Here is a 25,285-nt window from a genome sequence, read left to right as displayed (position 1 = left end):
CCCGGTATGCGCTCAGAGGTGATGTCTGTCAGCAGTGTGCGCCTGTTTCGACTGGCGCTAGGGACTTTGCTGTTGCTGGTCGGCACCGCGCTGCTGGTTGCGCGTGGCATCGACTGGTTGGACCTGGAACCGCGCATGCTGCGGGCCCTGGAGGGCGGCGCATTGTGTGCATTGGGCACGGCGCTGGGCGCAGTACCGGTGTTGGTCATCCGCAACATGCCGGTTGCCCTGGCGGACACATTGCTTGGTTTTGGCGCCGGGGTGATGCTGGCGGCCACTGCATTCTCGCTAATTATCCCCGGCCTGGATGCGGCCCAGGCCATCGGTTTCAGCCCTTGGGGCGCCGGTGGCGTGATCAGTTTTGGCCTGTTGTTCGGTGCTTTGTGCCTGTTTCTGGTCGACCTGAAAGTCTCCGGCGCATCGCCGGAAGCCTTGGTCGGCAGCGACAATCAGCCGGTGATCGCCGCGCGGATCTGGCTGTTCGTCATCGCCATCATTGCCCACAACATTCCCGAAGGCATGGCCATTGGCGTGTCGGCGGGGGGCGGTATGGCCGATGCCGACAGCCTGGCCATGGGCATCGCCTTGCAGGATGTGCCTGAAGGGCTAGTGATCGCCTTGGTCTTGGCGGGGGCGGGGATGTCGCGGTTCAAGGCGTTCTTGATCGGCGCCGCTTCTGGGCTGGTCGAGCCATTGGCGGCGGTGATTTGCGCCTGGCTGGTCAATGTCGCTGAACTGCTGTTGCCGTTGGGCCTGGCCTGCGCGGCGGGGGCGATGTTGCTGGTGGTGACCCAGGAGATCATTCCGGAATCGCGCAGCAATGGCCATCATCGTCTGGCCAGTTTGGGGCTGTGTATTGGCTTCTGCCTGATGATGGTGATGGATACGGCGATGGCGTGATTTAGTTCTTGGGGCCGCTTTACGGCCCCGACGTTCTTCAGCGTCTTACTCGCCTTCGTCGAAATAGTTGTTGATCAGCGCCACCAGCGCTTCAAGGGCATCGTGGTCCTGCTCGCCCTCGGTATGCAGGTGCACTTGGGTGCCTTTACCTGCGGCGAGCATCATCACGGCCATGATGCTTTTGCCATCGACCAGTTTGTCTGGCGCGCGGCCAACCCTCACCTGGCACGGGTAGCGCCCGGCCACGCCGACGAACTTTGCCGCCGCCCGGGCATGCAGCCCCAGCTTGTTGATGATGGTGATTTCGCGGGCGGGCATCGTTGGGTGGATCCTGTGGGCTAGAGGTCGCGGTGGCGGACCTGGACGTTTTTCAGGGTTTGCTGCAGCGACTGGCCGAGGCGTTCGGTCAGGTACACCGAGCGGTGATGACCACCCGTGCAGCCGATAGCGATAGTGACATAGGCGCGGTTGCTGGCGGCGAAGCGTGGCAGCCATTTGAGCAAGTAGCTGGAGATATCCTGGTACATCTCCTCGACATCGGGCTGTGCAGCCAAATAATCGATCACCGGCTGTTCGAGGCCGGAATGCTCACGCAGCTCTGGCTTCCAGTACGGGTTAGGCAGGCAGCGCACATCGAACACCAGGTCGGCATCAACCGGCATGCCCCGCTTGAAGCCAAAGGACTCAACCAAAAAAGCCGTGCCAGGCTCGGGTTGGTTGAGCAGGCGCAGCTTGATCGAGTCACGCAGCTGGTAAAGGTTGAGGTTGGTGGTGTCGATCTTCAGGTCGGCCAAGTCGGCGATCGGCCCGAGCAGTTCGCTTTCAACCCGGATCGCTTCAGCGAGAGAGCGATCGGCGTTGGTCAGCGGATGGCGTCTGCGCGTCTCGGAGAAGCGCTTGAGCAGCGTGTCTTCGTCGGCGTCCAGATACAGTACGTCGCATTGAATGTGCCGCGCGCGCGCCTCTTCGAGCAGCTCTGGGAAGCGCGACAGATGGCTGGGCAGGTTACGCGCGTCGATCGACACGGCAACCTTGGGTTGCATCAGTTCGGTGTTGATCAGCGCATTTTCCGCCAGCTGCGGCAGCAACCCGGCGGGGAGGTTGTCGATGCAGTAATAGCCGTTGTCTTCCAGCACGGCAAGGGCAGTGCTCTTGCCGGAACCGGAACGGCCGCTGACGATGATCAGGCGCATGTTCAGCTCCCGTTTTGTACGTCCAGGACGACCTGGTAGAGGGCCTCGTTGCTGTCAGCAGCACGCAGGCGCTTACGAACGTCCTCGCGATCGAGCATGCTGGCAATCTGGCGCAGCAGCTCAAGGTGGGCATCGGTGGCAGCTTCGGGTACCAGCAGGACGAACAGCAAGTCCACTGGCGCACCATCGATGGCATCGTAGTCGATAGGGGCATCCAGGTGCAGCAGCGCACTGACCGGCGCCGTGCAGCCTTCGAGGCGGCAGTGAGGAATGGCGATGCCATTGCCAAATCCGGTGGAGCCAAGCTTTTCGCGGGCGATAAGCTTCTCGAAGACGTCCTGCATCTCCAGCTCGGGGATTTGCTCGGCAATCACGTTGGCGACCTTTTCCAGGGCGCGCTTTTTACTGCCGCCCGGCACGTTCACGAGGGAACGGCCGGGGGTCAGGATGGTTTCAAGTCGGATCATGGATGAGGGGGATCAGCGGGCGGCTGCACCTTGCAGCAGGCTTTGCTGTTTTTCCTTATGTTTTTTCAATTGGCGGTCGAGCTTGTCAGCCAGAGCATCGATCGCTGCATACATGTCTTGGTGTTCGGCATTGGCAACCACTTCGCCGCCGGGAATCTGCAGGGTCGCTTCAATTTTCTGCTGAAGCTTTTCAACCTTCATGATCACCGTCACGTTGGTGATCTTGTCGAAGTGACCCTCCACGCGGGCGAGCTTTTCAAGCACATAGTCGCGAAGAGGTTGGGTAACTTCTACATGCTGTCCACTGATGTTGACTTGCATACAGCTTCTCCTTTGTTGCCCGTGCATAAAGAGGCAGGTATTGCACCTGCCACACAAACGCTGTGGCACATCCCGGGGCTACATCAGTCGCTTGCGTTCACTCGACGGTGCGATGCCGAGCGACTCGCGGTACTTGGCGACGGTGCGACGGGCTACCTGGATGCCTTGTGCCTCCAGTAAACCAGCGATCTTGCTGTCACTCAATGGCTTTTTCTGATTTTCCGCCGCAACCAATTTCTTGATGATCGCGCGGATCGCCGTAGACGAGCATTCGCCGCCTTCGGCGGTGCTCACGTGGCTTGAGAAAAAGTATTTCAGTTCGTAGATGCCACGCGGGGTGTGCATGTATTTCTGGGTGGTAACCCGGGAAATCGTCGACTCGTGCATGCCCACCGCTTCGGCGATGTCATGCAGAACCAACGGTTTCATCGCCTCGTCGCCATGGTCGAGGAAGCCGCGCTGGTGCTCGACGATCTGCGTGGCGACCTTCATCAGGGTCTCGTTGCGGCTTTGCAGGCTCTTGATGAACCAGCGCGCTTCCTGCAGCTGATTGCGCATGAAGGTGTTGTCGGCGCTGGTGTCGGCGCGGCGCACGAAACCTGCGTACTGCGGGTTGACCCGCAGGCGTGGGATGGCTTCCTGGTTCAGCTCGACCAGCCAGCGCTCGCTGTCCTTGCGCACGATCACGTCGGGCACCACGTACTCAGGTTCGCTGGATTCGATCTGCGAGCCTGGGCGTGGGTTGAGGGTCTGTACCAGTTCGATGACCTGGCGCAGCTCGTCTTCCTTGAGCTTCATGCGGCGCATCAGCTGGCTGTAGTCGCGGCTGCCGAGCAGGTCGATGAAGTCGGTGACCAGACGCTGGGCCTCGGCCATCCACGGCGTGTTGCCGGGCAGTTGGCGCAGTTGCAGCAGCAGGCATTCGCCCAGGGTGCGCGCGGCGACGCCGGCTGGCTCGAACTGTTGGATGCGGTGCAGAACTGCCTCGACCTCATCGAGTTCGATATCCAGCTCCGGGTCGAACCCTGCGCAGATTTCCTCGAGGGTGTCTTCCAGGTAGCCCTGCTGGTTGATGCTGTCGATCAGGGTGACCGCTATCAGGCGGTCGGTGTCGGACATCGGCGCCAGGTTCAGTTGCCACAGCAGGTGGCTTTGCAGGCTTTCGCCAGCAGAGGTGCGAGTGGTGAAATCCCACTCGTCGTCATCGTTGCTGGGCAGGCTGCTGGCACTGGTCTGGTAGATATCTTCCCAGGCGGTGTCGACCGGTAATTCGTTGGGGATGCGCTCGCTCCATTCGCCGTCCTCGAGGTTCTCGGTGGAGACGGTGCTTTCCTGGAAACTGTTGTCCTGAGCTTCGGCAGCCGGCTTGCTCTCGGCGTTATCGGCCATCGGGTCGCTGTTGTCGAAGTCCTCGCCGTCTTCCTGACGTTCGAGCATCGGGTTGGATTCCAGCGCCTCCTGGATTTCCTGTTGAAGGTCCAGGGTGGAGAGCTGAAGCAGACGAATGGCCTGTTGCAACTGAGGGGTCATCGTCAGTTGCTGGCCCATTTTTAGGACGAGCGATGGTTTCATGGCTGGGGCTTAATACCTTGTTCGCCGGCGCGCATGCGCCATCCACTACACGAAGGGCGCCGCGGCGCCAATTTCAAGCAAGTTATATGCCTTAATTTGTAGCGTTTGCCTAGAGCACTGTAGCACTTAAGCCGGGCAGAGGCCGTTTTACTGGCGTCTGACAGTGCTCAGGCAAGCCTGGGCGTCAGAGTCGGAACTCGTGACCCAGGTAAACTTCCTTGACCAGATCGTTGGCCAGGATGGTCTCGGCATCGCCTTCGGCGATCAGTTGGCCATCGTTGACGATGTACGCGGTTTCACAGATATCCAAGGTCTCGCGGACGTTGTGGTCGGTGATCAGTACACCGATACCCTTGGCCTTGAGGTGATGGATGATCTGCTTGATGTCGCCCACGGAAATCGGGTCGACACCGGCGAAGGGTTCATCGAGCAGGATGAACTTCGGCGCGGTCGCCAGGGCGCGGGCAATCTCGACCCGGCGACGTTCGCCACCGGAAAGGCTCATGCCGAGGTTGTCGCGGATGTGGCTGATGTGGAATTCCTGCAGCAGGCTTTCCAGCTCCTTGCGCCGGCCATCACGGTCGAGTTCCTTGCGGGTCTCGAGAATGGCCATGATGTTGTCGGCCACCGACAGCTTGCGGAAGATCGAGGCTTCCTGCGGCAGGTAGCCAATGCCGGCGCGTGCGCGACCGTGCATGGGCTGATGGCTGACATCGTTGCTGTCGATCAGCACGCGGCCCTGGTCGGCCTGGACCAGGCCGACGATCATGTAGAAGCAGGTGGTCTTGCCGGCGCCGTTAGGCCCCAGCAGACCGACGATCTGGCCGCTGTCGATCGACAAGCTGACATCGCGAACCACCTGGCGGCCCTTGTAGCTCTTGGCCAGGTGCTGGGCTTTGAGGGTTGCCATTTACTCGGCCTTCTTCTTCGGCTGGATCACCATGTCGATACGCTGACGTGGCGTGGACACATTGCCGCCACGGCCGGCGGTCGCCACCTGGGACTTGGTGTTGTAGACGATCTTCTCGCCTTCGGTGGTGTTGCCTTCGTTCTCGACCTTGGCGCGGTCGGTGAGGATCACCGTGTCTTTCTGCGCCTGGTACTGGATGGTCACAGCCCAGCCTTTCATCTTGTCGGGCTTGGCGGCGCTCTGCTGCTGTTCGAAGTAGGCCAGGTTGCCCACCGAGGTCACCACGTCGATGTCGCCATTGGCGGCACGGGTCATGGTCACGGTGTTGCCTTTGATCATCATCGAGCCTTGGGTGATGATCACATCGCCCTTGTAGGTAGCTACGCCTTGCTTGTCATCCAGGTGAGCGTCGTCGGCCTGGATACGAATTGGCTGGTCACGATCGTTCGGCAGGGCCAAGGCGCTCGCGCTTCCCAGTGCTGCGCTCAGGCTGAGCAAAAAGGGGAGGGTTTTAACGAGCCTCATACTGTCCTCTTACGTTGGACAGCAGGTCCATCCTGCCGTCTTTCAAATACGCTTTCATTCCTTTGCCCGTAGTTGTGCCACCGGCGCCGTCGATTCTAACGGCTTGCTCGGTCTGCGCATATTGCTTCTGCGGGAACACCGTCATGCGGGTGGTAGTGATGATGGTCTCGCGCTGCTTTTCGTCAGTGCGGGCCACTCGAACCTGGTCGATCAGTTCGACCTCGCTGCCATCCGGATTGACCTCGGCGCGCACGCTCTGCACGTGCCATGGGTAGGCGGTGCCACGGTACATGTGCAGGTCTGGGGTGGTCACCAAGGTGACTTCGCTGGCCTTGAGGTGCTCGACCTTGTCGGCAGTCATTTCGTACTGCATCTTGCCGTCAGGCAGGAACTGCACGCTATGGGCGTTGATCGCGTAATAGTCGATGGCGTTTTCATCGACCTGGGTCACCGGCTTGTCGAGAAAGCTCTCGGGGCTGATGTTCCAGTAGCCGACCGCCACCAGCAGCGCGGCGATCACGCTGAACAGTGCGATGTTTTTGGCTTTCTTGCTGAACATGTGCGGCCTTACAGGTAATTGGCGTTGGCAGCGTCCAGGGTGCCCTGGGCCTGCATGATCAGTTCACAGAACTCGCGGGCGGCGCCTTCGCCACCGCGCGCCTGGGTCACCCCATGGGCGTGCTGGCGAACGAACGGTGCGGCGTTGGCCACGGCCATGCCCAAGGCTACCCGGCGGATCACCGGCAGGTCAGGCAGGTCATCGCCCAAATAGGCGACCTGTTCATAGCTTAGGCCCAGTTCTGCCAGAAGGCCGTCGAGAACCACCAGTTTATCTTCCCGGCCCTGATACAGGTGGGGGATACCCAGGTTCTTGGCGCGGCGCTCGACCACCGGGGTCTTGCGGCCACTGATGATCGCCGTGGTCACGCCCGAGTTCATGAGCATCTTGATGCCCTGGCCGTCGAGGGTATTGAAAGTCTTGAATTCGCTGCCGTCTTCAAGGAAGTACAGGCGCCCGTCGGTCAATACGCCATCGACGTCAAACACCGCCAGCTTGATGGCTTTGCCGCGTTGCAGCAGATCTTGGCTCATTCACATTACTCCAGCGCGCAGCAGGTCATGCATGTTCAGGGCGCCGGTTGGGCGGTCATCCTGATCGACCACGACCAGCGCGCCGATCTTGTGGTCTTCCATGATTTTCAAAGCCTCGGCGGCGAGCATCTCGGCGCGGGCGGTCTTGCCGTGCACGGTCATGACGTCGTCGATCAGCGTGGTGTGCACGTCAATGTTGCGGTCCAGGCTGCGGCGCAGGTCACCGTCGGTGAACACCCCGGCCAGTGTGCCGTCACGTTCGACGACCACGGTCATGCCCAAGCCTTTGCGGGACATTTCGAGGAGCGCTTCCTTGAGCAGGGTGCCGCGTTGCACCTGGGGCAGTTCGTCCCCCGAGTGCATGACGTTCTCGACCTTCAGCAGCAGGCGACGGCCAAGCGCGCCACCAGGGTGCGAGAAGGCGAAGTCCTCGGCGGAGAAGCCGCGCGCCTCAAGCAGGGCGATCGCCAGCGCATCGCCCAGCACCAGGGCAGCGGTGGTCGATGAGGTTGGCGCCAGGTTCAACGGGCAGGCTTCCTGCTCGACCCGCGCGTCGAGGTTGACCTCGGCGGCCTGGGCCAGCGGCGAGTCGGGGTTGCCGGTGAGGCTGATCAGCTGGATGCCCAGGCGCTTGATCAACGGCAGCAGGGTGACGATTTCAGCGGTGCTGCCGGAATTGGACAGGGCCAAGATGACATCGTCGCGGGTGATCATGCCCATGTCGCCATGGCTGGCTTCGGCCGGATGGACGAAGAACGATGGCGTGCCGGTGCTGGCAAGGGTGGCAGCAATTTTGTTGCCGATATGCCCGGACTTGCCCATGCCGACCACCACGACCCGGCCTTTGCTGGCCAGGATCAGCTCGCAGGCCTTGACGAAATTGGCGTCGATGCGGGCCAGCAGGCCCTCGACGGCCTCGAGTTCCAGGCGCAAGGTACGCTGGGCGGATTGGATCAGCTCGCTGGATTGGCTCATGTTCGGGAAGCAATGCCTGATGAAAAGGCGGCGATTATAGCCCTAATGTGCGAAAGGCTCATCCTTCGATTGTCATACGGATGTTGCACAACCCTGTCGTTGGCCTGAACCACTGCGTGGATGGCCTTGGGGCGGGCCTGTCTGCGGTGCTATAGTTCGCCGCTATTCGGCCCGCGGGGGGCGCGTGTGCCTTCACGATGAGGGCAGGCGTCCATTGAGACGAGGCTGTTTTGCAAGGAGTCTAGATGAGTGTGGATAGCGCCTACGCGGTCGAGTTGAAGGGGCTTACCTTCAAGCGCGGTTCGCGCAGCATTTTCAGCAATGTCGACATCCGCATCCCGCGCGGCAAGGTCACTGGCATCATGGGGCCATCGGGGTGCGGCAAGACCACCCTGTTGCGCCTGATGGGCGCGCAGCTGCGGCCTTCGAGTGGCGAAGTCTGGGTGGCCGGGCAGAACCTGCCGAGCTTGTCGCGCGGCGATCTGTTCGATGCGCGCAAGCAGATGGGCGTGCTGTTCCAGAGCGGTGCGCTGTTCACTGACCTCGATGTGTTCGAGAACGTCGCCTTCCCGCTGCGGGTGCATACCCAGCTGTCGGAAGAGATGATCCGCGATATCGTCCTGATGAAGCTGCAGGCCGTGGGCTTGCGCGGCGCCATCGACCTGATGCCCGATGAACTGTCCGGTGGCATGAAGCGCCGGGTAGCCCTGGCCCGGGCTATTGCCCTGGATCCGCAGATTCTCATGTACGACGAGCCGTTCGTCGGCCAGGACCCGATCGCCATGGGCGTATTGGTGCGCCTGATCCGCCTGCTCAACGATGCCCTGGGCATCACCAGCATCGTCGTCTCCCATGACCTGGCCGAGACCGCGAGCATTGCCGACTACATCTACGTGGTCGGTGATGGCCAGGTGCTGGGGCAGGGCACGCCGGACGAACTGATGGGCTCGGACAATCCGCGTATCCGCCAATTCATGAAGGGCGACCCTGACGGCCCGGTACCTTTCCACTTTCCTGCGCCTGACTACCGCGCCGATCTGCTGGGGACGCGTTGATGCGCAGAAGATCCTTACTCGAACGAATCCGCCTGCTCGGGCGCTCGGCCATCGACGTGGTGGCGGTGCTGGGGCGCTCTTGCCTGTTCCTGTTTCATTCTCTGATTGGTCGTGGCGGCATTGGCGGCGGCTTCCAGCTGCTGGTCAAGCAGCTGTATTCGGTGGGCGTGCTGTCGCTGGCGATCATCGTCGTCTCCGGCGTGTTCATCGGCATGGTGCTGGCGCTGCAGGGCTACAGCATCCTGACCAAGTACGGCTCCGAGCAAGCGGTAGGGCAGATGGTTGCGCTGACCTTGCTGCGCGAGCTGGGGCCGGTGGTCACCGCCTTGCTGTTCGCCGGGCGTGCCGGTTCTGCGCTGACTGCCGAGATCGGCAACATGAAGTCCACCGAGCAACTGTCGAGCCTTGAAATGATTGGCGTCGACCCGCTCAAGTACATCGTTGCGCCACGCCTGTGGGCTGGCTTCATCTCGCTGCCGTTGCTGGCGCTGCTGTTCAGCGTGGTCGGCATCTGGGGTGGTTCGTGGGTCGCGGTCGACTGGCTGGGCGTCTACGAGGGCTCGTTCTGGGCCAACATGCAAAACAGCGTTTCCTTTACCGACGACGTGCTCAATGGCCTGGTGAAAAGCCTGGTGTTCGCCTTCGTCGTGACCTGGATTGCCGTATTCCAGGGGTATGACTGCGAGCCCACCTCAGAAGGGATCAGCCGTGCCACCACCAAGACCGTGGTCTATGCCTCGTTGGCAGTCCTGGGTCTGGACTTTATTCTGACCGCCTTGATGTTTGGAGATTTCTGATGCAAAACCGCACCCTGGAAATCGGTGTCGGCCTGTTCCTCCTGGCCGGGATCCTGGCGTTGCTGCTGCTGGCCCTGCGTGTCAGCGGGCTGTCCGCCAGCCCGAGCAGCGATACCTATAAAGTTTATGCCTACTTCGACAATATCGCCGGTTTGACGGTCAGAGCTAAAGTGACCATGGCCGGTGTGACCATCGGCAAGGTCACGGCCATCGATCTGGACCGTGATTCCTATACCGGTCGGGTGACCCTGCAGCTGGACAAGAATGTCGACAACCTGCCAGTCGACTCCACTGCCTCGATCCTGACCGCAGGTTTGCTCGGTGAGAAGTACATCGGCATCAGCGTGGGCGGTGAAGAAGAGGTGCTCAAAGATGACAGCACTATCCATGACACCCAGTCGGCGCTGGTCCTGGAAGATCTGATTGGCAAGTTCCTGCTCAATACGGTTGGCAAAGAACCGAAAGAAGCCACCCCAGCTAATCCAGCTAATTAAGGAGTTTCCATGATCTCGATCCTGCGACGCGGCCTGTTGGTCCTGCTGGCGGCCTTCCCCCTGCTGGCCCTGGCTGCCCCCGGGCAGTCTGCCCGTGAGGTGATCCAGACCACCACCAATCAACTGCTGAGCGATCTGAAGGCCAACAAGGAGCAGTACAAGGCCAGCCCCCAGGCCTTCTACGACGCGCTCAACAGCAACCTTGGCCCGGTAGTCGATGCTGACGGCATCTCCAAGAGCATCATGACCGTCAAGTACTCGCGCAAGGCCACGCCTGAGCAGATGCAGCGCTTCCAGGAAAACTTCAAGCGCAGCCTGATGCAGTTCTATGGCAATGCCTTGCTCGAATACAACAACCAGGGCATCACCGTTGACCCGGCCAAGGGTGAAGAGGGTGATCGCACCAGCGTTGGCATGAAGGTCACTGGCAACAATGGCGCGGTCTATCCCGTCCAGTACACCATGGTCAAGCTGGGCGGCGAGTGGAAAGTGCGTAACGTCATCGTCAATGGCATCAACATAGGCAAGCTGTTCCGTGACCAGTTCGCCGATGCCATGTCGCGCAACGGCAACAATCTGGACAAGACCATCGACGGCTGGGCTGGCGAAGTCGCCAAGGCCAAGCAGACCGCCGACAGCTCGCCGGATAAGGAAGTGCAATGAGCGAAGCCGGCGTGAGCATGACCGAACCAGGCGTTCTGCGCCTGGCCGGGGTGCTGGATTACCGCAGCGGCCCGGCCCTGCGCAAGGAAGGCAAGGCGCTGATCGTCGCCAGTGGCGAGCAACGCCTGGTCCTGGACTGCTCGCAAGTGGTCAAGTCCAGCAGCGTTGGCTTGTCCCTGCTGCTGGCGTTCATGCGTGATGCCCAGGCGGCTGGCAAGTCCTGGGAGCTGCGCGGCATGCCCGATGACATGCGCGAAATCGCCGAGGTCTATGACCTGGATGAAGTATTGGCGGGCTGATTGCCCGACAAGGTGAAAGGCCCCTCGGTCAGCGTGTCCGTTCATGGGCTTCGCAGGCGAGGGGCTTTTTTGTATGATGGCCGACCCGCGCGCACAGGGCGCCGATTGAGGTTGAGCATGCAGGCCGTAGAAGTTAAGAGTTTTCTTGAAGAGAAATTGCCGGGAACCCAAGTCGAAGTTGAGGGTGAAGGCTGCAACTTCCAGTTGAACGTGATCAGCGACGAGCTGGCCGGCCAGAGCCCGGTAAAGCGTCAGCAGGCGATCTATGCTCACCTGAATCCGTGGATTGCCGATGGCAGTATCCACGCGGTAACCATGAAATTTTTCAGCAGCGCAGCCTGGGCTGAGCGCACCTGAGCCTACTTGGCGGCGAGATTCCTATGGACAAACTGATTATTACTGGCGGCGCTCGTCTTGATGGCGAGATCCGCATTTCCGGGGCGAAGAACGCCGCCCTGCCGATTCTTGCAGCGACCCTGCTGGCCGATGGCCCGGTCACCGTCGGCAACCTGCCGCACCTGCACGACATCACCACCATGATCGAGCTGTTCGGTCGCATGGGCATTGAGCCGGTGATCGACGAGAAGCTGGCGGTGGAAATCGATCCACGCACCATCAAGACCCTGGTCGCGCCGTACGAGCTGGTGAAGACCATGCGCGCCTCGATCCTGGTGCTGGGCCCGATGGTCGCCCGTTTCGGCGAGGCCGAAGTGGCCCTGCCTGGCGGTTGCGCGATTGGCTCGCGTCCGGTCGACCTGCACATCCGCGGCCTGGAAGCCATGGGCGCGAAGATCGAAGTCGAAGGCGGCTATATCAAGGCCAAGGCGCCTGAAGGCGGCCTGCGTGGCGCGCACTTCTTCTTCGATACCGTCAGCGTCACCGGTACCGAGAACATCATGATGGCCGCCGCCCTGGCCAAGGGGCGCAGCGTGCTGCAGAACGCCGCGCGCGAGCCGGAAGTGGTCGACCTGGCCAACTTCCTGATCGCCATGGGCGCCAACGTCCAGGGCGCTGGCACCGACACCATCACCATTGATGGCGTCGAGCGCCTGCACCCGGCCACCTACCGGGTCATGCCTGACCGTATTGAAACCGGCACCTACCTGGTGGCCGCTGCGGTCACTCGCGGCCGGGTCAAGGTCAAGGACACCGATCCGACCATCCTCGAAGCGGTCCTTGAGAAACTCAAGGAAGCTGGCGCCGACATCACCACCGGTGAAGACTGGATCGAGCTGAACATGCACGGCAAGCGGCCCAAAGCCGTCAACCTGCGCACCGCGCCGTACCCAGCGTTCCCAACCGACATGCAGGCGCAGTTCATCTCGCTCAACGCCATTGCCGAAGGCACGGGCGCAGTGATCGAGACAATCTTCGAAAACCGCTTCATGCACGTCTATGAAATGCACCGCATGGGCGCCCACATCCAGGTCGAGGGCAACACCGCCATCGTCACTGGCGTGCCAGCGCTCAAGGGTGCACCGGTGATGGCTACCGACCTGCGCGCTTCCGCCAGCCTGGTACTGTCGGCCCTGGTCGCCGAAGGCGATACCCTGATCGATCGCATCTACCACATCGACCGTGGTTATGAGTGCATCGAGGAAAAACTGCAGATGCTCGGCGCCAAGATCCGCCGCGTTCCGGGTTAATCTGTGACAGGCGCAGGGATGCGCCTACCGAATTTCAAGCAGCCAGGTCACCGACCTGGCTGGCTATAGCCGCTTAAGGACCGACGTTTTCCATGTTGACCATCGCGCTATCCAAAGGCCGAATCCTCGACGATACCCTGCCATTGCTGGCTGAGGCCGGTATCGTGCCGACCGAGAATCCGGACAAGAGCCGCAAGCTGATCATCCCCACGACCCAGGACGACGTGCGCCTGCTGATCGTGCGCGCCACCGACGTGCCGACCTATGTCGAGCATGGTGCCGCCGACCTCGGGGTGGCCGGTAAGGACGTGCTCATGGAGTACGGTGGCCAGGGTCTGTACGAGCCGCTGGACCTGCAAATCGCCCGCTGCAAGCTGATGACCGCTGGCGTGGTCGGTGCGCCCGAGCCCAAGGGCCGTCTGCGTGTGGCCACCAAGTTCGTCAACGTAGCCAAGCGCTACTACGCCGAGCAGGGCCGGCAGGTCGATATCATCAAGCTGTACGGTTCGATGGAGCTGGCCCCGCTGATCAACCTCGCCGACAAGATCATCGACGTGGTCGACACCGGTAATACCCTGCGTGCCAACGGCCTGGAGCCCCAGGACCTGATCGCCACGGTAAGCTCGCGCCTGGTCGTCAACAAAGCCTCCATGAAGATGCAGCACGCACGTATCCAGGCGCTGATCGACACGCTGCGCAAAGCGGTCGAATCGCGACACCGCGGCTGATTCCTGCGCGCGACCTTCGCTGTCGCGCCCGTCTATCCGCGTCATAGCCAATTTTTCTCAGGTGCCCGCGCGGATCGACTGGTAGCCTAGGGCGCCTGAGCATTCGCTAATAATCGAGGCCCTCGCCATGACCGTGTCCACTGCTATTGCCCGTCTCAACGCCGCTGATCCGGATTTCGCCCGACATCTGGATCATCTGCTGAGCTGGGAGAGTGTGTCCGATGACGCGGTCAACCAGCGTGTGCTCGACATCATCAAGGCGGTGCGCGAACGCGGTGACGCCGCGCTGGTGGAGTTCACCCAGCGTTTCGACGGCGTCAATGCCACCTCCATCGATGACCTGATCCTTGGCCGCGAGCGCCTGGAGCTGGCCCTGACCCGCATTACCCCGGCCCAGCGCCAAGCGCTGGAAAAGGCCGCCGATCGCGTGCGTATGTACCACGAGCGGCAGAAGCAGGACTCCTGGCAGTACACCGAAGCTGACGGCACTGTGCTCGGCCAGAAAGTCACGCCGCTGGACCGCGCAGGCTTGTACGTGCCAGGTGGCAAGGCTTCGTACCCCTCGTCGGTGCTGATGAACGCCATCCCGGCCAAGGTTGCAGGCGTTGCCGAAGTGGTGATGGTGGTGCCGACTCCGCGCGGTGAGCTCAATGAGCTGGTGCTGGCTGCGGCCTGCATCGCCGGCGTCGACCGGGTGTTCACCGTCGGCGGCGCCCAAGCGGTAGCGGCGCTGGCCTATGGCACCGAGAGCGTGCCGCAGGTCGACAAGATCGTTGGCCCCGGTAACATCTATGTCGCCACCGCCAAACGGCATGTGTTCGGCCAGGTCGGTATCGACATGATTGCCGGCCCGTCGGAAATTCTCGTGGTCTGCGATGGCCAGACCGATCCGGACTGGATCGCCATGGACCTGTTCTCCCAGGCCGAGCACGATGAAGACGCCCAGGCCATTCTGGTTAGCCCCGATGGCGAGTTCCTTGACCGCGTGGCGGCGAGCATCGACAAACTGATGCCGACCCTGGAGCGCGCCGAGATCATCGAGAAATCGATCAACGGCCGTGGCGCGCTGATTCAAGTGCGCGACATGCAGCAGGCGATTGAAGTGGCCAACCGCATCGCGCCTGAGCACCTGGAGCTGTCGGTGGCCGACCCGCAGGCCTGGCTGCCGCAGATCCGCCATGCCGGCGCGATCTTCATGGGCCGTCACACCAGCGAAGCCCTGGGCGACTACTGCGCAGGCCCCAACCACGTCCTGCCAACTTCCGGCACTGCGCGCTTTTCCTCGCCGCTGGGGGTGTATGACTTCCAGAAGCGTTCATCGATCATCTTCTGCTCCGAGCAGGGCGCATCCGAGCTTGGCCAGACGGCTTCGGTGCTGGCCCGTGGCGAGTCGCTGACTGCCCACGCCCGTAGCGCCGAATACCGCATCCTTGCCGACAAGAAGGGGAACTGAGCATGAGTAAATTCTGGAGCCCCTTCGTCAAGGACCTGGTGCCTTACGTGCCGGGCGAGCAGCCGAAGCTGACCAAGCTGGTCAAGCTCAACACCAACGAGAACCCGTACGGCCCATCGCCGAAGGCGCTGGAGGCCATGCGTGGTGAGTTGAACGACAACCTGCGCCTGTACCCGGACCCTAATGGCGACCGGCTCAAGCAGGCGGTCGCCGAGTACTATGGGGTCAAGCCGCAGCAGGTGTTCGTCGGTAACGGTTCGGACGAGGTGCTCGCGCACATCTTCCACGGCCTGTTCCAGCACGGCGCGCCGCTGTTGTTCCCCGATGTCAGCTACAGCTTCTATCCAGTTTACTGCGGCTTGTATGGCATCCCCTTCGAGCAGGTGCCACTGGATGAGCAGTTCCAGATCCGCATTGAGGACTACAAAAAGCCCAACGCCGGAATCATCTTCCCCAACCCCAACGCGCCAACCGGCTGCTTGATGCCGCTGGCAGTGGTTGAGCAGCTGCTGATGGCCAATCCCGACTCGGTAGTGGTGGTCGATGAGGCCTACATCGATTTTGGCGGCGAGACTGCCATCAGCCTGGTCGACCGCTACGACAACCTGCTGGTCACCCAGACCCTGTCCAAGTCGCGTTCGCTGGCAGGCCTGCGGGTTGGTCTGGCGGTTGGCCACCCGGACCTGATCGATGCGCTGGAGCGGATCAAGAACAGCTTCAACTCCTATCCGCTCGATCGCATGGCGATTGTCGGTGCGGCGGCAGCGTTCGAAGACCGTGCTTATTTCGAACAAACCTGCCGCAAGGTGATCGACAGCCGCGAACAGCTGGTCGAGCAATTGCAGGGCAAAGGCTTCGAAGTGTTGCCATCGGCGGCCAACTTCATTTTCGCCCGTCATCCGCAGCAGGACGCTGCAGAACTTGCGGCACGTTTGCGCGAGCAAGGCGTGATCGTGCGGCACTTCAAGCAAGCGCGCATCGCCCAGTTCCTGCGGATCACCATCGGCACGCCGGAAATGAACCAGGCGCTGATCGATGCCTTGAGCTGATCGCGCGCCCGCTCTACCTACCGGCCTGTTAACGGCCGGTAGGGTTGTTACTGCCTTTGTCCCGCCTTCATTTCATCGCTCAAGCTCAGCGCCATCCATGCCGATGAATAGCGTTTTCGGCGACCTTGTCTGTGCGGGTTGGCCTTGTATCACCAGGCTGAACACCAGCGCGGTCACGGCCACCAAAGCAATCACTATGGCCAGGCCTCTGTGGTCACGCATCACTCATTTCTCGCTGACGAACGGTAGGCGAAGCGTCACAAAGCCCTTCCGGCCGCGCAACTAGCAAAATTACCAGGTGGTTTTCAGTGGTTAGCGTGCTGGAGTAGACTGTAAAAATTCGTAGGATGATTGGGTGAGTGGGCATGGCAACTGAATTAGTCCGTCGCTCCTTGGTGGAAATGGCCGTGGAGCAACTGCGTGAACGCATCCTCGACGGCGTATGGACGGTGGGTCAACGTCTGCCGACCGAACCTGAGTTGGCCGCCGAGCTGGGCATCAGCCGCAATACCGTGCGCGAGGCGATGCGGGTGTTGGCGTTCAGTGGCTTGGTGGAAATTCGCCAGGGCGATGGCAGCTACCTGCGCACCGCCCAAGACCCATTGCAGGCCGTGCAGGCGATGTCCCGCTGCACGCCGGAGCAGGCCCGTGAGACGCGGCATATTCTGGAGGCCGAAGCCATTGGCCTGGCGGCCCTGCGCCGCAGCGAAGCGGATTTGCAAGGTCTGCGCGAGGCGCTCAAGGGCAGCGAGGCGCACTTTCATGCCGACCTCGACGCCTACATCGCCTGTGACCTGGTGTTCCACCAGCGCCTGGTCGACGCTGCGCACAACCCAGCGCTGAGTGAGCTGTACCGCTATTTCTCTGGCGTGGTCGCGGCAGCGTTGCAGCGCAACATGAGCGCCGTCCCCCGCTGCCAGTCGGTGTTCGACCTGCATGAGCAGATCCTCGACGCCATCGAGCAACGTGATCCGGAGCGGGCCAAGCGCCTGAGCCGGACCCTTATCGAATCCTGAAAACGAGAAGCCCCATGGCCGAACAACTGACGCGCACTTCCCCTGCCCATGAGCCGGAACTCGATGAACTGCTGATCGACGCCGAGGCCGATGATGAGCAGGTTCAACAGCAACCGGTGGTGCTGCGGCGCCCCTGGCTCCTGCTGTTGGGCCTGGTCCTGGTGGCCCTGAACCTGCGCCCGGCCTTGTCGAGCATGGCGCCGGTGCTGGGGCAGGTGTCCGAGGGGCTCGGTCTGAGTGCTTCGGCAGCAGGTTTGCTGACCACCTTACCGGTGCTGTGCCTGGGCCTGTTCGCGCCGCTGGCACCTGTGCTGGCACGCCGCTTTGGCAGCGAGCGGGTGATCCTTGGCATTCTCCTGACCTTGGCCTTGGGGATTGTAATACGCAGCGCTTTTGGCGCGATCGGGGTGTTCCTCGGCAGCCTGATGGCCGGCGCCAGCATCGGCATTATCGGGGTATTGCTGCCTGGCATCGTCAAGCGCGATTTCCCTCAGCAGGCCGGGACACTGACCGGCGTCTACACCATGGCGCTGTGCCTGGGCGCGGCCATGGCCGCCGGCGCCACGGTGCCGTTGAGCCAGCATTTTGCTGGGAGCTGGGCAATGGGCCTGGGCTTCTGGATGATCCCGGCGTTGTTGGCCATGCTGGTCTGGTTACCGCAGGCACGCCAGGGCCATGGCGCCCACAAGGTGGCCTATAAGGTGCGCGGCCTGTGGCGCGACCCGCTGGCCTGGCAGGTCACGCTGTACATGGGCCTGCAATCGTCGTTGGCGTACATCGTCTTCGGTTGGTTGCCGTCGATCCTGATCGGTCGTGGCCTGAGCCCGACCGAGGCCGGGTTGGTGCTGTCGGGATCGGTGATCGTGCAGTTGATCAGTTCGCTGAGCGCGCCGTGGCTGGCGACGCGTGGCAAGGATCAGCGGCTGGCCATCGTGATCGTCATGTTGGTGACCTTGGCGGGCCTGTTCGGCTGCCTGTATGCGCCGCTGTCAGGACTGTGGGGCTGGGCGGTGCTACTGGGCCTGGGGCAGGGCGGTACTTTTGCCTTGGCGCTGACGCTGATCGTGCTGCGCTCAAAAGACGCGCACGTCGCTGCCAACCTGTCGAGCATGGCCCAAGGCGTCGGTTACACCCTGGCCTCGATGGGGCCGTTCGCGGTGGGCCTGGTGCATGATCTGACCGGCGGCTGGGCGGCGGTGGGGTGGATCTTTGCCGTGCTGGGCACCGGGGCGATTGTATTTGGCCTGAAAGCCGGGCGTGCGCAGCATGTGCAAGTGGTCAGCGAGCGGGTTTAGCGGTTGTCGGTACCGGCCTTATCGCGGGACAAGCCCGCTCCCACGTAGAGCGGGCTTGTCCCGCGATAGGGGCGACGCAGAAACCATTCATGACTCAAATGGGCATGGCATTGCGCCGCAACGCAGATTATCGTTCAGCTCTTGAGCCCCAGGACGGACACACCCATGAGCGACGCCAACCAAGCCCTGATCACCCGTTTCTACCAGGCCTTCCAGCGCCTCGATGCCGAAGCGATGGTGGCCTGCTACAGCGCTGATGTCGAATTCAGCGACCCGGTCTTTGGCACCTTGCGCGGCCAGGATGCCGGCGACATGTGGCGTCTGCTCACCACTCGCGCCAAGGATTTCAGCCTGACCTTCGATCAAGTGCGTGCCAACCAGGACAGCGGCTGCGCGCATTGGGTGGCCACCTACCTGTTCAGCCAGACCGGCCGGGTGGTGATCAACGATATCCAGGCACGCTTCGTCATTCGCGACGGCTTGATCAGCCAGCACCACGACAGCTTCGACCTGTGGCGCTGGTCACGCCAGGCCCTGGGCATGCCCGGGGTGCTGCTGGGCTGGTCGCCGATGTTGCAGAACAAGGTTCGCCAACAGGCGTTCAAGGGTTTGCGGGCGTTTCAGCAGGCGCGTTGAGCGGGTAAGCTTGGCGCCTTTCCGTTGGCTTGAATACAACCGTGAGCGAGACTGCTATCCCCCAGCCCGGCATCCCCCCGTCTGCCAAGCCCTGGTACGTCTACTTGGTGCGCGCCGCCAATGGCTCGCTGTACTGCGGCATCAGCGATGATCCACAGCGGCGTTTTCTCAAACACCAGAAAGGCCAGGGCGCGCGCTACTTCAAGACCAGCCCGGCGCAGGCGCTGGTGTATGTCGAGCAATGGCCAGACAAGGCCGAAGCGTTGCGCCAGGAGCGGCTGGTGAAGAAGCTGCGCAAGTCTGCCAAGGAGGCGCTGGTGGCCTCCTGGCCAGGTCTTAGTCGGTGCGACGCTTGAGCTGATCGATCAGCTGGGTCGGTAGGCCCTTGATGATCAGCGTGCCTGCTTCTTCGTCATATTCCACTTTCGAACCCAGCAGGTGAGCCTCGAAGCTGATCGACAGGCCCTCGGCGCGCCCGGTGAAGCGGCGGAATTGGTTGAGCGTGCGTTTATCGGCGGGAATCTCCGGCGACAGGCCGTAGTCCTTGTTGCGGATGTGATCGTAGAACGCCTTGGGGCGGTCTTCGTCGATCAGGCTGGAAAGCTCTTCCAAGGTGACCGGCTCGCCCATCTTGGTCTGGCTGGTGGCGTAGTCGACCAGGGTCTGGGTCTTCTCGCGCGCCGACTCCTCAGGCAGGTCTTCGCTTTCGACGAAGTCGCTGAATGCCTTGAGCAGGGTACGGGTCTCGCCGGGGCCATCGACGCCCTCCTGGCAGCCGATGAAGTCGCGGAAGTATTCCGAGACCTTCTTGCCGTTCTTGCCCTTGATGAACGAGATGTACTGTTTGGAAGCCTGGTTGTTCTGCCATTCGGACAGGTTGATCCGGGCCGCCAGGTGCAGTTGGCCCAGGTCCAGATGGCGAGAGGGGGTCACGTCGAGCTCGGCGTTGACCGCCACGCCGTCGCTGTGGTGCAGCAGGGCGATGGCCAGGTACTCGGTCATGCCTTGCTGGTAGTGAGCGAACAGCACATGGCCACCGGTGGAGAGGTTGGACTCTTCCATCAGTTTTTGCAGGTGCTCGACGGCGATCCGGCTGAAGGCGGTGAAGTCTTTTTCTTCACTCAGGTACTGCTTGAGCCAGCCACTGAACGGGTAGGCGCCGGACTCGCCGTGGAACAACCCCCACGCCTTGCCTTGCTTGGCGTTGTAGCTGTCGTTGAGGTCGGCCAGCAGGTTTTCGATGGCGTCCGATGCGCCCAGCTCGTTATCCCGTGCATGCAGCACGGCGGGGCTGCCATCAGGCTTCTTGTCGATCAGGTGAACGATGCAATGACGGATTGGCATGGAAATCTCGGAGGTTGGAGCACGCGTGGCGATGGCCAAGGGTGCGCTGTGCAAAGTCGATCAGTTTAACCCAGAGATTGGGTGATGCAGTGGCCAGAAGTTGGCGTAAATGGCGGTTGTTCGTTTTTTGTTCGATTTTTTGCGTTTTCGGGGTAAACCCCCGAAAAACCTGCATAAAAACCAAGCTGGCAGCGGATATTTATCTATTCCTGTGGTAGCTTTGCGCGGTCTTGCGCCCCTTGAATGGCGCATTGCTGGCAGATCGCTTGCGTCGTGTCGAACCAAACGCCGATTTTCGTATCTACATACGCGATTGGCGCGGCCCGCCGGACAGTTTCGGGCTGGCCCGATAACGACGTAGCACGCTGCATAACCTCTGAATTTTTAGGGAAGGAACACCACAATGGCACTGACCAAAGACCAACTGATTGCCGACATCGCCGAAGCAATCGACGCGCCAAAAACCACCGCTCGCAATGCTCTGGAGCAACTGGGCCAGATCGTTGCTGACCAGCTGGAAAACGGCGCTGAGATCACCCTGCCAGGCATCGGCAAGCTGAAAGTCACCGAGCGTCCTGCCCGTACCGGCCGCAACCCTTCGACTGGCGCTGCCATCGAAATCGCTGCCAAGAAAGTCGTCAAGTTCGTACCTGCCAAGGTCCTGACCGACGCCGTCAACAAGTAATTGTCGACGCTTGCGTAAAACCGCGCCCGGCTTGCCCGGACGCGGTTTTTTTACGCCTGCGTTTTACCCTGGCGCTGGGCATGCCAGGCCTGGCGCGCGGCATCGTCGTGAAAGCTCCAGGCAACCATGCGGCTCTGCTTCTGGCCTTGGCCCATCTCGATGACCCGCACCGCTTTGGCGGCAGCTTTCTTCAGGGCCGCTTCGATGCCTGGCAGATTGCTCGCCTTGGACACCAGGCTGGTGAACCACAGTACCTGATGGCCACAGGCAGCGCTCTCGGCGATCAACTGGGTGACGAAGCGAATCTCGCCCCCTTCGCACCACAGCTCATTGTTCTGCCCACCAAAATTGAGCACCGGCAGCTTGCGCTTGGGGTCCTGCTTGCCGAGGTTTTTCCATTTGCGTTGACTACCGCGGGTGGCTTCGTCGCGCGAGCTGTGGAAGGGCGGATTGCTCAGGGTGATATCGAAGCGTTCGTCGGCCTGCAGCAAGCCGCTGAGGATGTGCTTGCTGTTGCTCTGCTGGCGCAGGCTGATGGCTTTATTGAGACCGTTGGCCTGGACGATGGCTTTGGCCGAGGCCAGGGCTATCGGGTCGATGTCCGAGCCGAGGAAGCGCCAACGGTAGTCGCTGTGGCCGAGCAGCGGATAGATGCAGTTGGCACCTACGCCAACGTCCAGGGCACGTACCTGGGCGCCACGCGGGATCTCGCCGGCATTGTCTTCGGCAAGCAGGTCGGCCAGTACGTGGATGTAATCGGCGCGGCCTGGAATCGGTGGGCACAGGTAGTCGGCTGGGATGTCCCAGTGCTGGATGCCGTACTGGGCCTTGAGCAGGGCGCGGTTGAACACCCGTACCGCTTCAGGGTTGGCGAAGTCGATGCTGGGCTTGCCGTAGGGGTTGGTGATGGTGAAGCGGGCCAGGTCCGGGTGCGCCTTGATCAGGCTGGGGAAGTCATAGCGGCCCTGGTGGCGGTTGCGCGGGTGCAGGGTGGGTTTGTCGGTCATAGGGGTGTCCTGTGTAAAACATCGCGGGGCAAGCCCACTCCCACGCCTTCACTCCATACCGGAGCGGGTGCGTGGGAGCGGGCTTGCCCCGCGATGGCTTCACTGAGGTTTAGAGCGCGGCAATCCGCGCATGCTGCTCGGTGAAGTTGGCCAGCGCCTGCTCGGCTTCAGCCAGCTTGGCGCGTTCCTTGTCGATTACCGCAGGCGGTGCCTTGTCGACGAAGGCGGCGTTGGACAGCTTGCCGCCAACCCGTTGCACTTCACCTTGCAGACGCTGGATTTCCTTGTTCAGGCGAGCCAGCTCGGCGTCCTTGTCGATCAGGCCGGCCATTGGCACCAGCACCTGCAGATCGCCAACCAGTGCGGTGGCCGACAGTGGCGCTTCGTCCTGTTCGCCGAGCACGGTGAACGACTCGACCTTTGCCAGCTTCTTGAGCAGCGCTTCGTTTTCTTGCAAGCGACGCTGGTCGTCGGCATTGGCGTTCTTGAGGAACAGCGGCAGCGGTTTGCCTGGGCCAATGTTCATCTCGGCGCGAATGTTACGCAGACCGACCATCAGCTGTTGCAGCCACTCGATGTCACCTTCGGCCGCTACGTCGATGCGGCTGTCATTGGCCACGGGCCACGGTTGCAGCATGATGGTCTTGCCGTCGATGCCTGCCAGCGGCGCGATGCGCTGCCAGATCTCTTCGGTGATGAACGGCATGAACGGGTGTGCCAGGCGCAGGGCCACTTCCAGCACGCGTACCAGCGTGCGACGGGTGCCGCGGGCGCGCTCGACCGGGGCGTTTTCGTCCCATAGTACCGGCTTGGACAGCTCCAGGTACCAGTCGCAGTACTGGTTCCAGATGAACTCGTACAGCGCCTGGCTGGCCAGGTCGAAGCGGAACTGCTCGAGCTGACGGGTCACTTCGGCTTCAGTGCGCTGCAACTGCGAGATGATCCAGCGGTCGGCCAGCGACAGCTCGTAGGCCTCGCCGTTCTGCCCGCAGTCTTCGCCTTTGTCCAGCACGTAGCGGGCGGCGTTCCAGATCTTGTTGCAGAAGTTGCGGTAGCCTTCGACGCGGCCCATATCGAACTTGATGTCGCGACCGGTGGACGCCAGCGAGCAGAAGGTGAAGCGCAGGGCGTCTGTGCCGTAGCTGGCGATGCCTTCGGGGAACTCGGCCTTGGTCTGCTTGGCGATCTTCTCGGCAAGCTTGGGTTGCATCATGCCGCTGGTGCGTTTTTCCAGCAGGGCCTCGAGGGTGATGCCATCGACGATGTCCAGCGGGTCAAGCACGTTGCCCTTGGACTTGGACATCTTCTGGCCTTGTCCGTCGCGCACCAGACCGTGGACGTAGACGGTCTTGAACGGAACCTGCGGGGTGCCGTCTTCGTTCTTCACCAGGTGCATGGTCAGCATGATCATCCGGGCGACCCAGAAGAAGATGATGTCGAAACCGGTGACCAGCACGTCGGTGGAGTGGAATTTCTTCAGGAACTCGGTCTGCTCTGGCCAGCCGAGGGTGGAGAAGGTCCACAGGCCGGAACTGAACCAGGTGTCGAGCACGTCGTCGTCCTGGCGCAGGACTACGTCGCTGCCCAGGTTGTGCTTGGCGCGCACTTCTTCCTCGTTGCGGCCAACGTAGACCTGGCCGGCCTCGTCGTACCACGCCGGGATCCGGTGGCCCCACCACAGCTGACGGCTGATGCACCAGTCCTGGATGTCACGCATCCACGAGAAGTACATGTTTTCGTACTGCTTGGGCACGAACTGGATGCGACCGTCTTCCACAGCGGCGATGGCAGGTTCTGCCAGCGGCTTGGTGGAGACATACCATTGGTCGGTCAGCCACGGCTCGATGACGGTGCCGGAGCGATCGCCTTTCGGCACTTTCAGCGCGTGGTCATCGACGCTGACCAGCAGGCCCTGGGCATCGAGGTCGGCAACGATCTGCTTGCGGGCAACGAAGCGGTCGAGGCCGGCGTATTGCGCCGGCAGGCTGGTGTCGATCTGCTCGTTGACGCTGCCGTCGAGGTTGAAAGCCTGGGCACTGGCCAGTACCAGGGCGTTCTTGTCGAAGATGTTCAGCAGCGGCAGGTTATGGCGCTTGCCGACTTCGTAGTCGTTGAAGTCGTGGGCTGGGGTGATCTTCACGCAGCCGGTGCCGAATTCCGGGTCGCAGTAATCGTCGCCGATGATCGGGATCAGGCGGCCGACCAGCGGCAGCTTGACGAACTTGCCGATCAGGGCCTGGTAGCGCTCGTCATTTGGGTTGACCGCGACCGCAGCGTCACCCAGCAGGGTCTCCGGACGGGTGGTGGCGACGACCAGGTAGTCTTTGCCATCGGCGGTCTTGGCGCCATCGGCCAGCGGGTAGCGCAGGTTCCACAGGTGACCTTTCTCGTCGTGGTTTTCCACTTCCAGGTCAGAGATGGCGGTGTGCAGCTTGGTGTCCCAGTTGACCAGGCGCTTGCCGCGGTAGATCAGGCCGTCTTCGTGCAGGCGGACGAAGGCTTCCTTGACCGCGTCGGACAGGCCGTCGTCCATGGTGAAACGCTCGCGGCTCCAGTCGACCGACGAACCCAGGCGGCGGATCTGCCGGCTGATGTTGCCACCGGACTGCTCCTTCCACTCCCAGACCTTCTCCAGGAACTGCTCGCGGCCCAGGTCATGACGGTTCTGGCCCTTGGCCTCGAGCTGGCGCTCGACCAGCATCTGGGTGGCGATACCGGCGTGGTCGGTGCCTGGCTGCCACAGGGTGTCGCGACCCTGCATGCGGCGGAAACGGATCAGGGCGTCCATGATCGCGTTGTTGAAACCGTGACCCATGTGCAGGCTGCCGGTCACATTTGGCGGCGGGATCATGATGGTGTAGGACTCGCCTGCACCTTGTGGGGCGAAATAGTTCTCGGACTCCCAGGTGTTGTACCAGGAAGTTTCGATGGCGTGCGGCTGGTAGGTCTTATCCATGCGCGGCGGGACCCTTAGGCATTAATTCGGGAAAGCCGAGAAGTATAACGGAGCGGCGGGATTCAGGCGACAAGCTGCTGGGGTCTTGTTGAGCAGGTCCGGCCTCATCGCGGGGCAAGCCCGCTCCCACGCCTTGCCAATGGACAAGCCTGCGTGGGAGCGGGCTTGCCCCGCGATAGGGTCACAACGGACACATTCAGGTTCGAG

The 25,285-nt window shown here is 61.8% G+C and carries 30 protein-coding genes; 16 read left to right on the top strand and 14 right to left on the bottom strand.

Going from position 1 to position 25,285, the window contains the following annotated elements:
- Positions 1-6: 6 nt before the first annotated feature.
- Positions 7-900 (top strand): ZIP family metal transporter, encoded by an 894-nt coding sequence (locus tag ACF8K2_RS13210; RefSeq protein ID WP_186554025.1) that lies wholly within the window; start codon positions 7-9, stop codon positions 898-900.
- 45 nt (positions 901-945) lie between these two features.
- Here the strand turns inward: ACF8K2_RS13210 and ACF8K2_RS13205 are convergent, their stop codons facing one another.
- From ACF8K2_RS13205 to ACF8K2_RS13160, 10 genes are all read right to left on the bottom strand, one after another.
- Entirely contained in the window at positions 946-1,218 is a 273-nt protein-coding gene (locus ACF8K2_RS13205; RefSeq protein WP_186554024.1) for an HPr family phosphocarrier protein, read from the bottom strand.
- A 20-nt stretch (positions 1,219-1,238) separates the two neighbouring features.
- Positions 1,239-2,093 carry an RNase adapter RapZ gene (gene rapZ / locus ACF8K2_RS13200; protein WP_186554023.1) on the bottom strand — a complete coding sequence of 285 codons (855 nt, stop codon included), beginning with the start codon at positions 2,091-2,093 and terminating at the stop codon, positions 1,239-1,241.
- Between the two features lie 2 nt (positions 2,094-2,095).
- Positions 2,096-2,560, bottom strand: coding sequence for a PTS IIA-like nitrogen regulatory protein PtsN (gene ptsN / locus ACF8K2_RS13195; RefSeq protein WP_186554022.1), 465 nt, complete (start codon positions 2,558-2,560; stop codon positions 2,096-2,098).
- 12 nt (positions 2,561-2,572) lie between these two features.
- On the bottom strand, positions 2,573-2,881 hold the full coding sequence (hpf, locus tag ACF8K2_RS13190) for a ribosome hibernation-promoting factor, HPF/YfiA family (RefSeq protein WP_023629086.1): 309 nt from the start codon (positions 2,879-2,881) through the stop codon (positions 2,573-2,575).
- A gap of 78 nt (positions 2,882-2,959) precedes the next feature.
- Positions 2,960-4,453 (bottom strand): RNA polymerase factor sigma-54, encoded by a 1,494-nt coding sequence (locus ACF8K2_RS13185; protein WP_186554021.1) that lies wholly within the window; start codon positions 4,451-4,453, stop codon positions 2,960-2,962.
- Between the two features lie 184 nt (positions 4,454-4,637).
- Positions 4,638-5,363, bottom strand: a complete 726-nt coding sequence (gene lptB / locus ACF8K2_RS13180) for an LPS export ABC transporter ATP-binding protein (RefSeq protein WP_186554020.1) — start codon at positions 5,361-5,363, stop codon at positions 4,638-4,640.
- Positions 5,364-5,888, bottom strand: coding sequence for a lipopolysaccharide transport periplasmic protein LptA (lptA, locus tag ACF8K2_RS13175; protein ID WP_186554019.1), 525 nt, complete (start codon positions 5,886-5,888; stop codon positions 5,364-5,366).
- Positions 5,875-6,447 (bottom strand): LPS export ABC transporter periplasmic protein LptC, encoded by a 573-nt coding sequence (gene lptC, locus ACF8K2_RS13170; RefSeq protein ID WP_186554018.1) that lies wholly within the window; start codon positions 6,445-6,447, stop codon positions 5,875-5,877. The genes lptA and lptC overlap by 14 nt, the downstream gene beginning before the upstream one ends.
- An 8-nt stretch (positions 6,448-6,455) precedes the next feature.
- Entirely contained in the window at positions 6,456-6,980 is a 525-nt protein-coding gene (locus tag ACF8K2_RS13165) for an HAD family hydrolase (RefSeq protein WP_186554017.1), read from the bottom strand.
- The gene (locus tag ACF8K2_RS13160) at positions 6,981-7,955 is read right to left on the bottom strand and encodes an SIS domain-containing protein (RefSeq protein ID WP_392465189.1); all 975 of its coding nucleotides are present in this window, start codon (positions 7,953-7,955) and stop codon (positions 6,981-6,983) included.
- 245 nt (positions 7,956-8,200) lie between these two features.
- Between ACF8K2_RS13160 and ACF8K2_RS13155 the strand changes: the two genes are divergently transcribed.
- From ACF8K2_RS13155 to hisC, 10 genes are all read left to right on the top strand, one after another.
- On the top strand, positions 8,201-9,010 hold the full coding sequence (locus ACF8K2_RS13155) for an ATP-binding cassette domain-containing protein (protein ID WP_186554015.1): 810 nt from the start codon (positions 8,201-8,203) through the stop codon (positions 9,008-9,010).
- Entirely contained in the window at positions 9,010-9,807 is a 798-nt protein-coding gene (gene mlaE, locus ACF8K2_RS13150; RefSeq protein ID WP_186554014.1) for a lipid asymmetry maintenance ABC transporter permease subunit MlaE, read from the top strand. Before ACF8K2_RS13155 ends, mlaE begins: the two co-directional genes overlap by 1 nt.
- Complete coding sequence (gene mlaD / locus ACF8K2_RS13145) at positions 9,807-10,301, top strand: outer membrane lipid asymmetry maintenance protein MlaD (RefSeq protein WP_186554013.1); 495 nt, start codon at positions 9,807-9,809, stop codon at positions 10,299-10,301. The genes mlaE and mlaD overlap by 1 nt, the downstream gene beginning before the upstream one ends.
- A gap of 9 nt (positions 10,302-10,310) precedes the next feature.
- On the top strand, positions 10,311-10,964 hold the full coding sequence (locus ACF8K2_RS13140) for a phospholipid-binding protein MlaC (RefSeq protein ID WP_186554012.1): 654 nt from the start codon (positions 10,311-10,313) through the stop codon (positions 10,962-10,964).
- Positions 10,961-11,263 carry a lipid asymmetry maintenance protein MlaB gene (locus ACF8K2_RS13135; RefSeq protein WP_186554011.1) on the top strand — a complete coding sequence of 101 codons (303 nt, stop codon included), beginning with the start codon at positions 10,961-10,963 and terminating at the stop codon, positions 11,261-11,263. The genes ACF8K2_RS13140 and ACF8K2_RS13135 overlap by 4 nt, the downstream gene beginning before the upstream one ends.
- Positions 11,264-11,380: 117 nt before the next feature.
- Complete coding sequence (locus ACF8K2_RS13130) at positions 11,381-11,620, top strand: BolA family protein (protein WP_186554010.1); 240 nt, start codon at positions 11,381-11,383, stop codon at positions 11,618-11,620.
- A gap of 23 nt (positions 11,621-11,643) precedes the next feature.
- Positions 11,644-12,909, top strand: a complete 1,266-nt coding sequence (murA, locus tag ACF8K2_RS13125) for a UDP-N-acetylglucosamine 1-carboxyvinyltransferase (protein WP_392465187.1) — start codon at positions 11,644-11,646, stop codon at positions 12,907-12,909.
- Positions 12,910-13,001: 92 nt separating this feature from the next.
- On the top strand, positions 13,002-13,637 hold the full coding sequence (hisG, locus tag ACF8K2_RS13120) for an ATP phosphoribosyltransferase (protein ID WP_264234866.1): 636 nt from the start codon (positions 13,002-13,004) through the stop codon (positions 13,635-13,637).
- 127 nt (positions 13,638-13,764) lie between these two features.
- On the top strand, positions 13,765-15,090 hold the full coding sequence (gene hisD, locus ACF8K2_RS13115; protein WP_312152997.1) for a histidinol dehydrogenase: 1,326 nt from the start codon (positions 13,765-13,767) through the stop codon (positions 15,088-15,090).
- Between the two features lie 2 nt (positions 15,091-15,092).
- Entirely contained in the window at positions 15,093-16,139 is a 1,047-nt protein-coding gene (gene hisC, locus ACF8K2_RS13110) for a histidinol-phosphate transaminase (RefSeq protein WP_392465185.1), read from the top strand.
- 72 nt (positions 16,140-16,211) lie between these two features.
- Here hisC and ACF8K2_RS13105 read toward each other — a convergent pair whose 3' ends face one another.
- A complete protein-coding gene (locus tag ACF8K2_RS13105; RefSeq protein ID WP_186554005.1) occupies positions 16,212-16,361 on the bottom strand; it encodes a hypothetical protein in 150 nt (49 codons plus the stop codon).
- A 143-nt stretch (positions 16,362-16,504) separates the two neighbouring features.
- Here ACF8K2_RS13105 and ACF8K2_RS13100 point away from each other — a divergent pair, with 143 nt between their 5' ends.
- The 4 genes from ACF8K2_RS13100 to ACF8K2_RS13085 all read left to right on the top strand — a co-directional run bounded on the left by ACF8K2_RS13100 (position 16,505) and on the right by ACF8K2_RS13085 (position 19,442).
- A complete protein-coding gene (locus ACF8K2_RS13100) occupies positions 16,505-17,155 on the top strand; it encodes a FadR/GntR family transcriptional regulator (protein ID WP_186554004.1) in 651 nt (216 codons plus the stop codon).
- A gap of 14 nt (positions 17,156-17,169) precedes the next feature.
- The gene (locus tag ACF8K2_RS13095; protein ID WP_392465183.1) at positions 17,170-18,450 is read left to right on the top strand and encodes a CynX/NimT family MFS transporter; all 1,281 of its coding nucleotides are present in this window, start codon (positions 17,170-17,172) and stop codon (positions 18,448-18,450) included.
- Between the two features lie 165 nt (positions 18,451-18,615).
- On the top strand, positions 18,616-19,086 hold the full coding sequence (locus ACF8K2_RS13090) for a nuclear transport factor 2 family protein (protein ID WP_312153002.1): 471 nt from the start codon (positions 18,616-18,618) through the stop codon (positions 19,084-19,086).
- Positions 19,087-19,127: 41 nt separating this feature from the next.
- Positions 19,128-19,442, top strand: coding sequence for a GIY-YIG nuclease family protein (locus ACF8K2_RS13085; protein ID WP_264234872.1), 315 nt, complete (start codon positions 19,128-19,130; stop codon positions 19,440-19,442).
- On the opposite strand, the gene yejK is transcribed toward ACF8K2_RS13085, so the two are convergent.
- The gene (gene yejK, locus ACF8K2_RS13080; protein WP_186554001.1) at positions 19,423-20,430 is read right to left on the bottom strand and encodes a nucleoid-associated protein YejK; all 1,008 of its coding nucleotides are present in this window, start codon (positions 20,428-20,430) and stop codon (positions 19,423-19,425) included. The two genes, ACF8K2_RS13085 and yejK, sit on opposite strands and share 20 nt — an antisense overlap.
- A 403-nt stretch (positions 20,431-20,833) precedes the next feature.
- On the opposite strand from yejK, the gene ACF8K2_RS13075 reads away from it, so the two are divergent.
- Positions 20,834-21,115 carry an HU family DNA-binding protein gene (locus ACF8K2_RS13075; RefSeq protein ID WP_186554000.1) on the top strand — a complete coding sequence of 94 codons (282 nt, stop codon included), beginning with the start codon at positions 20,834-20,836 and terminating at the stop codon, positions 21,113-21,115.
- 50 nt (positions 21,116-21,165) lie between these two features.
- Here the strand turns inward: ACF8K2_RS13075 and rlmF are convergent, their stop codons facing one another.
- A complete protein-coding gene (gene rlmF, locus ACF8K2_RS13070) occupies positions 21,166-22,122 on the bottom strand; it encodes a 23S rRNA (adenine(1618)-N(6))-methyltransferase RlmF (protein ID WP_392465180.1) in 957 nt (318 codons plus the stop codon).
- A gap of 109 nt (positions 22,123-22,231) precedes the next feature.
- A complete protein-coding gene (locus ACF8K2_RS13065) occupies positions 22,232-25,078 on the bottom strand; it encodes a valine--tRNA ligase (RefSeq protein ID WP_264234874.1) in 2,847 nt (948 codons plus the stop codon).
- Positions 25,079-25,285 lie beyond the last annotated feature (207 nt).

Source organism: Pseudomonas sp. xss_2, assembly GCF_043104195.1.
Taxonomy (GTDB): Bacteria; Pseudomonadota; Gammaproteobacteria; order Pseudomonadales; family Pseudomonadaceae; genus Aquipseudomonas; species Aquipseudomonas urmiensis.
This window is presented reverse-complemented; position numbering and strand designations above follow the sequence as displayed.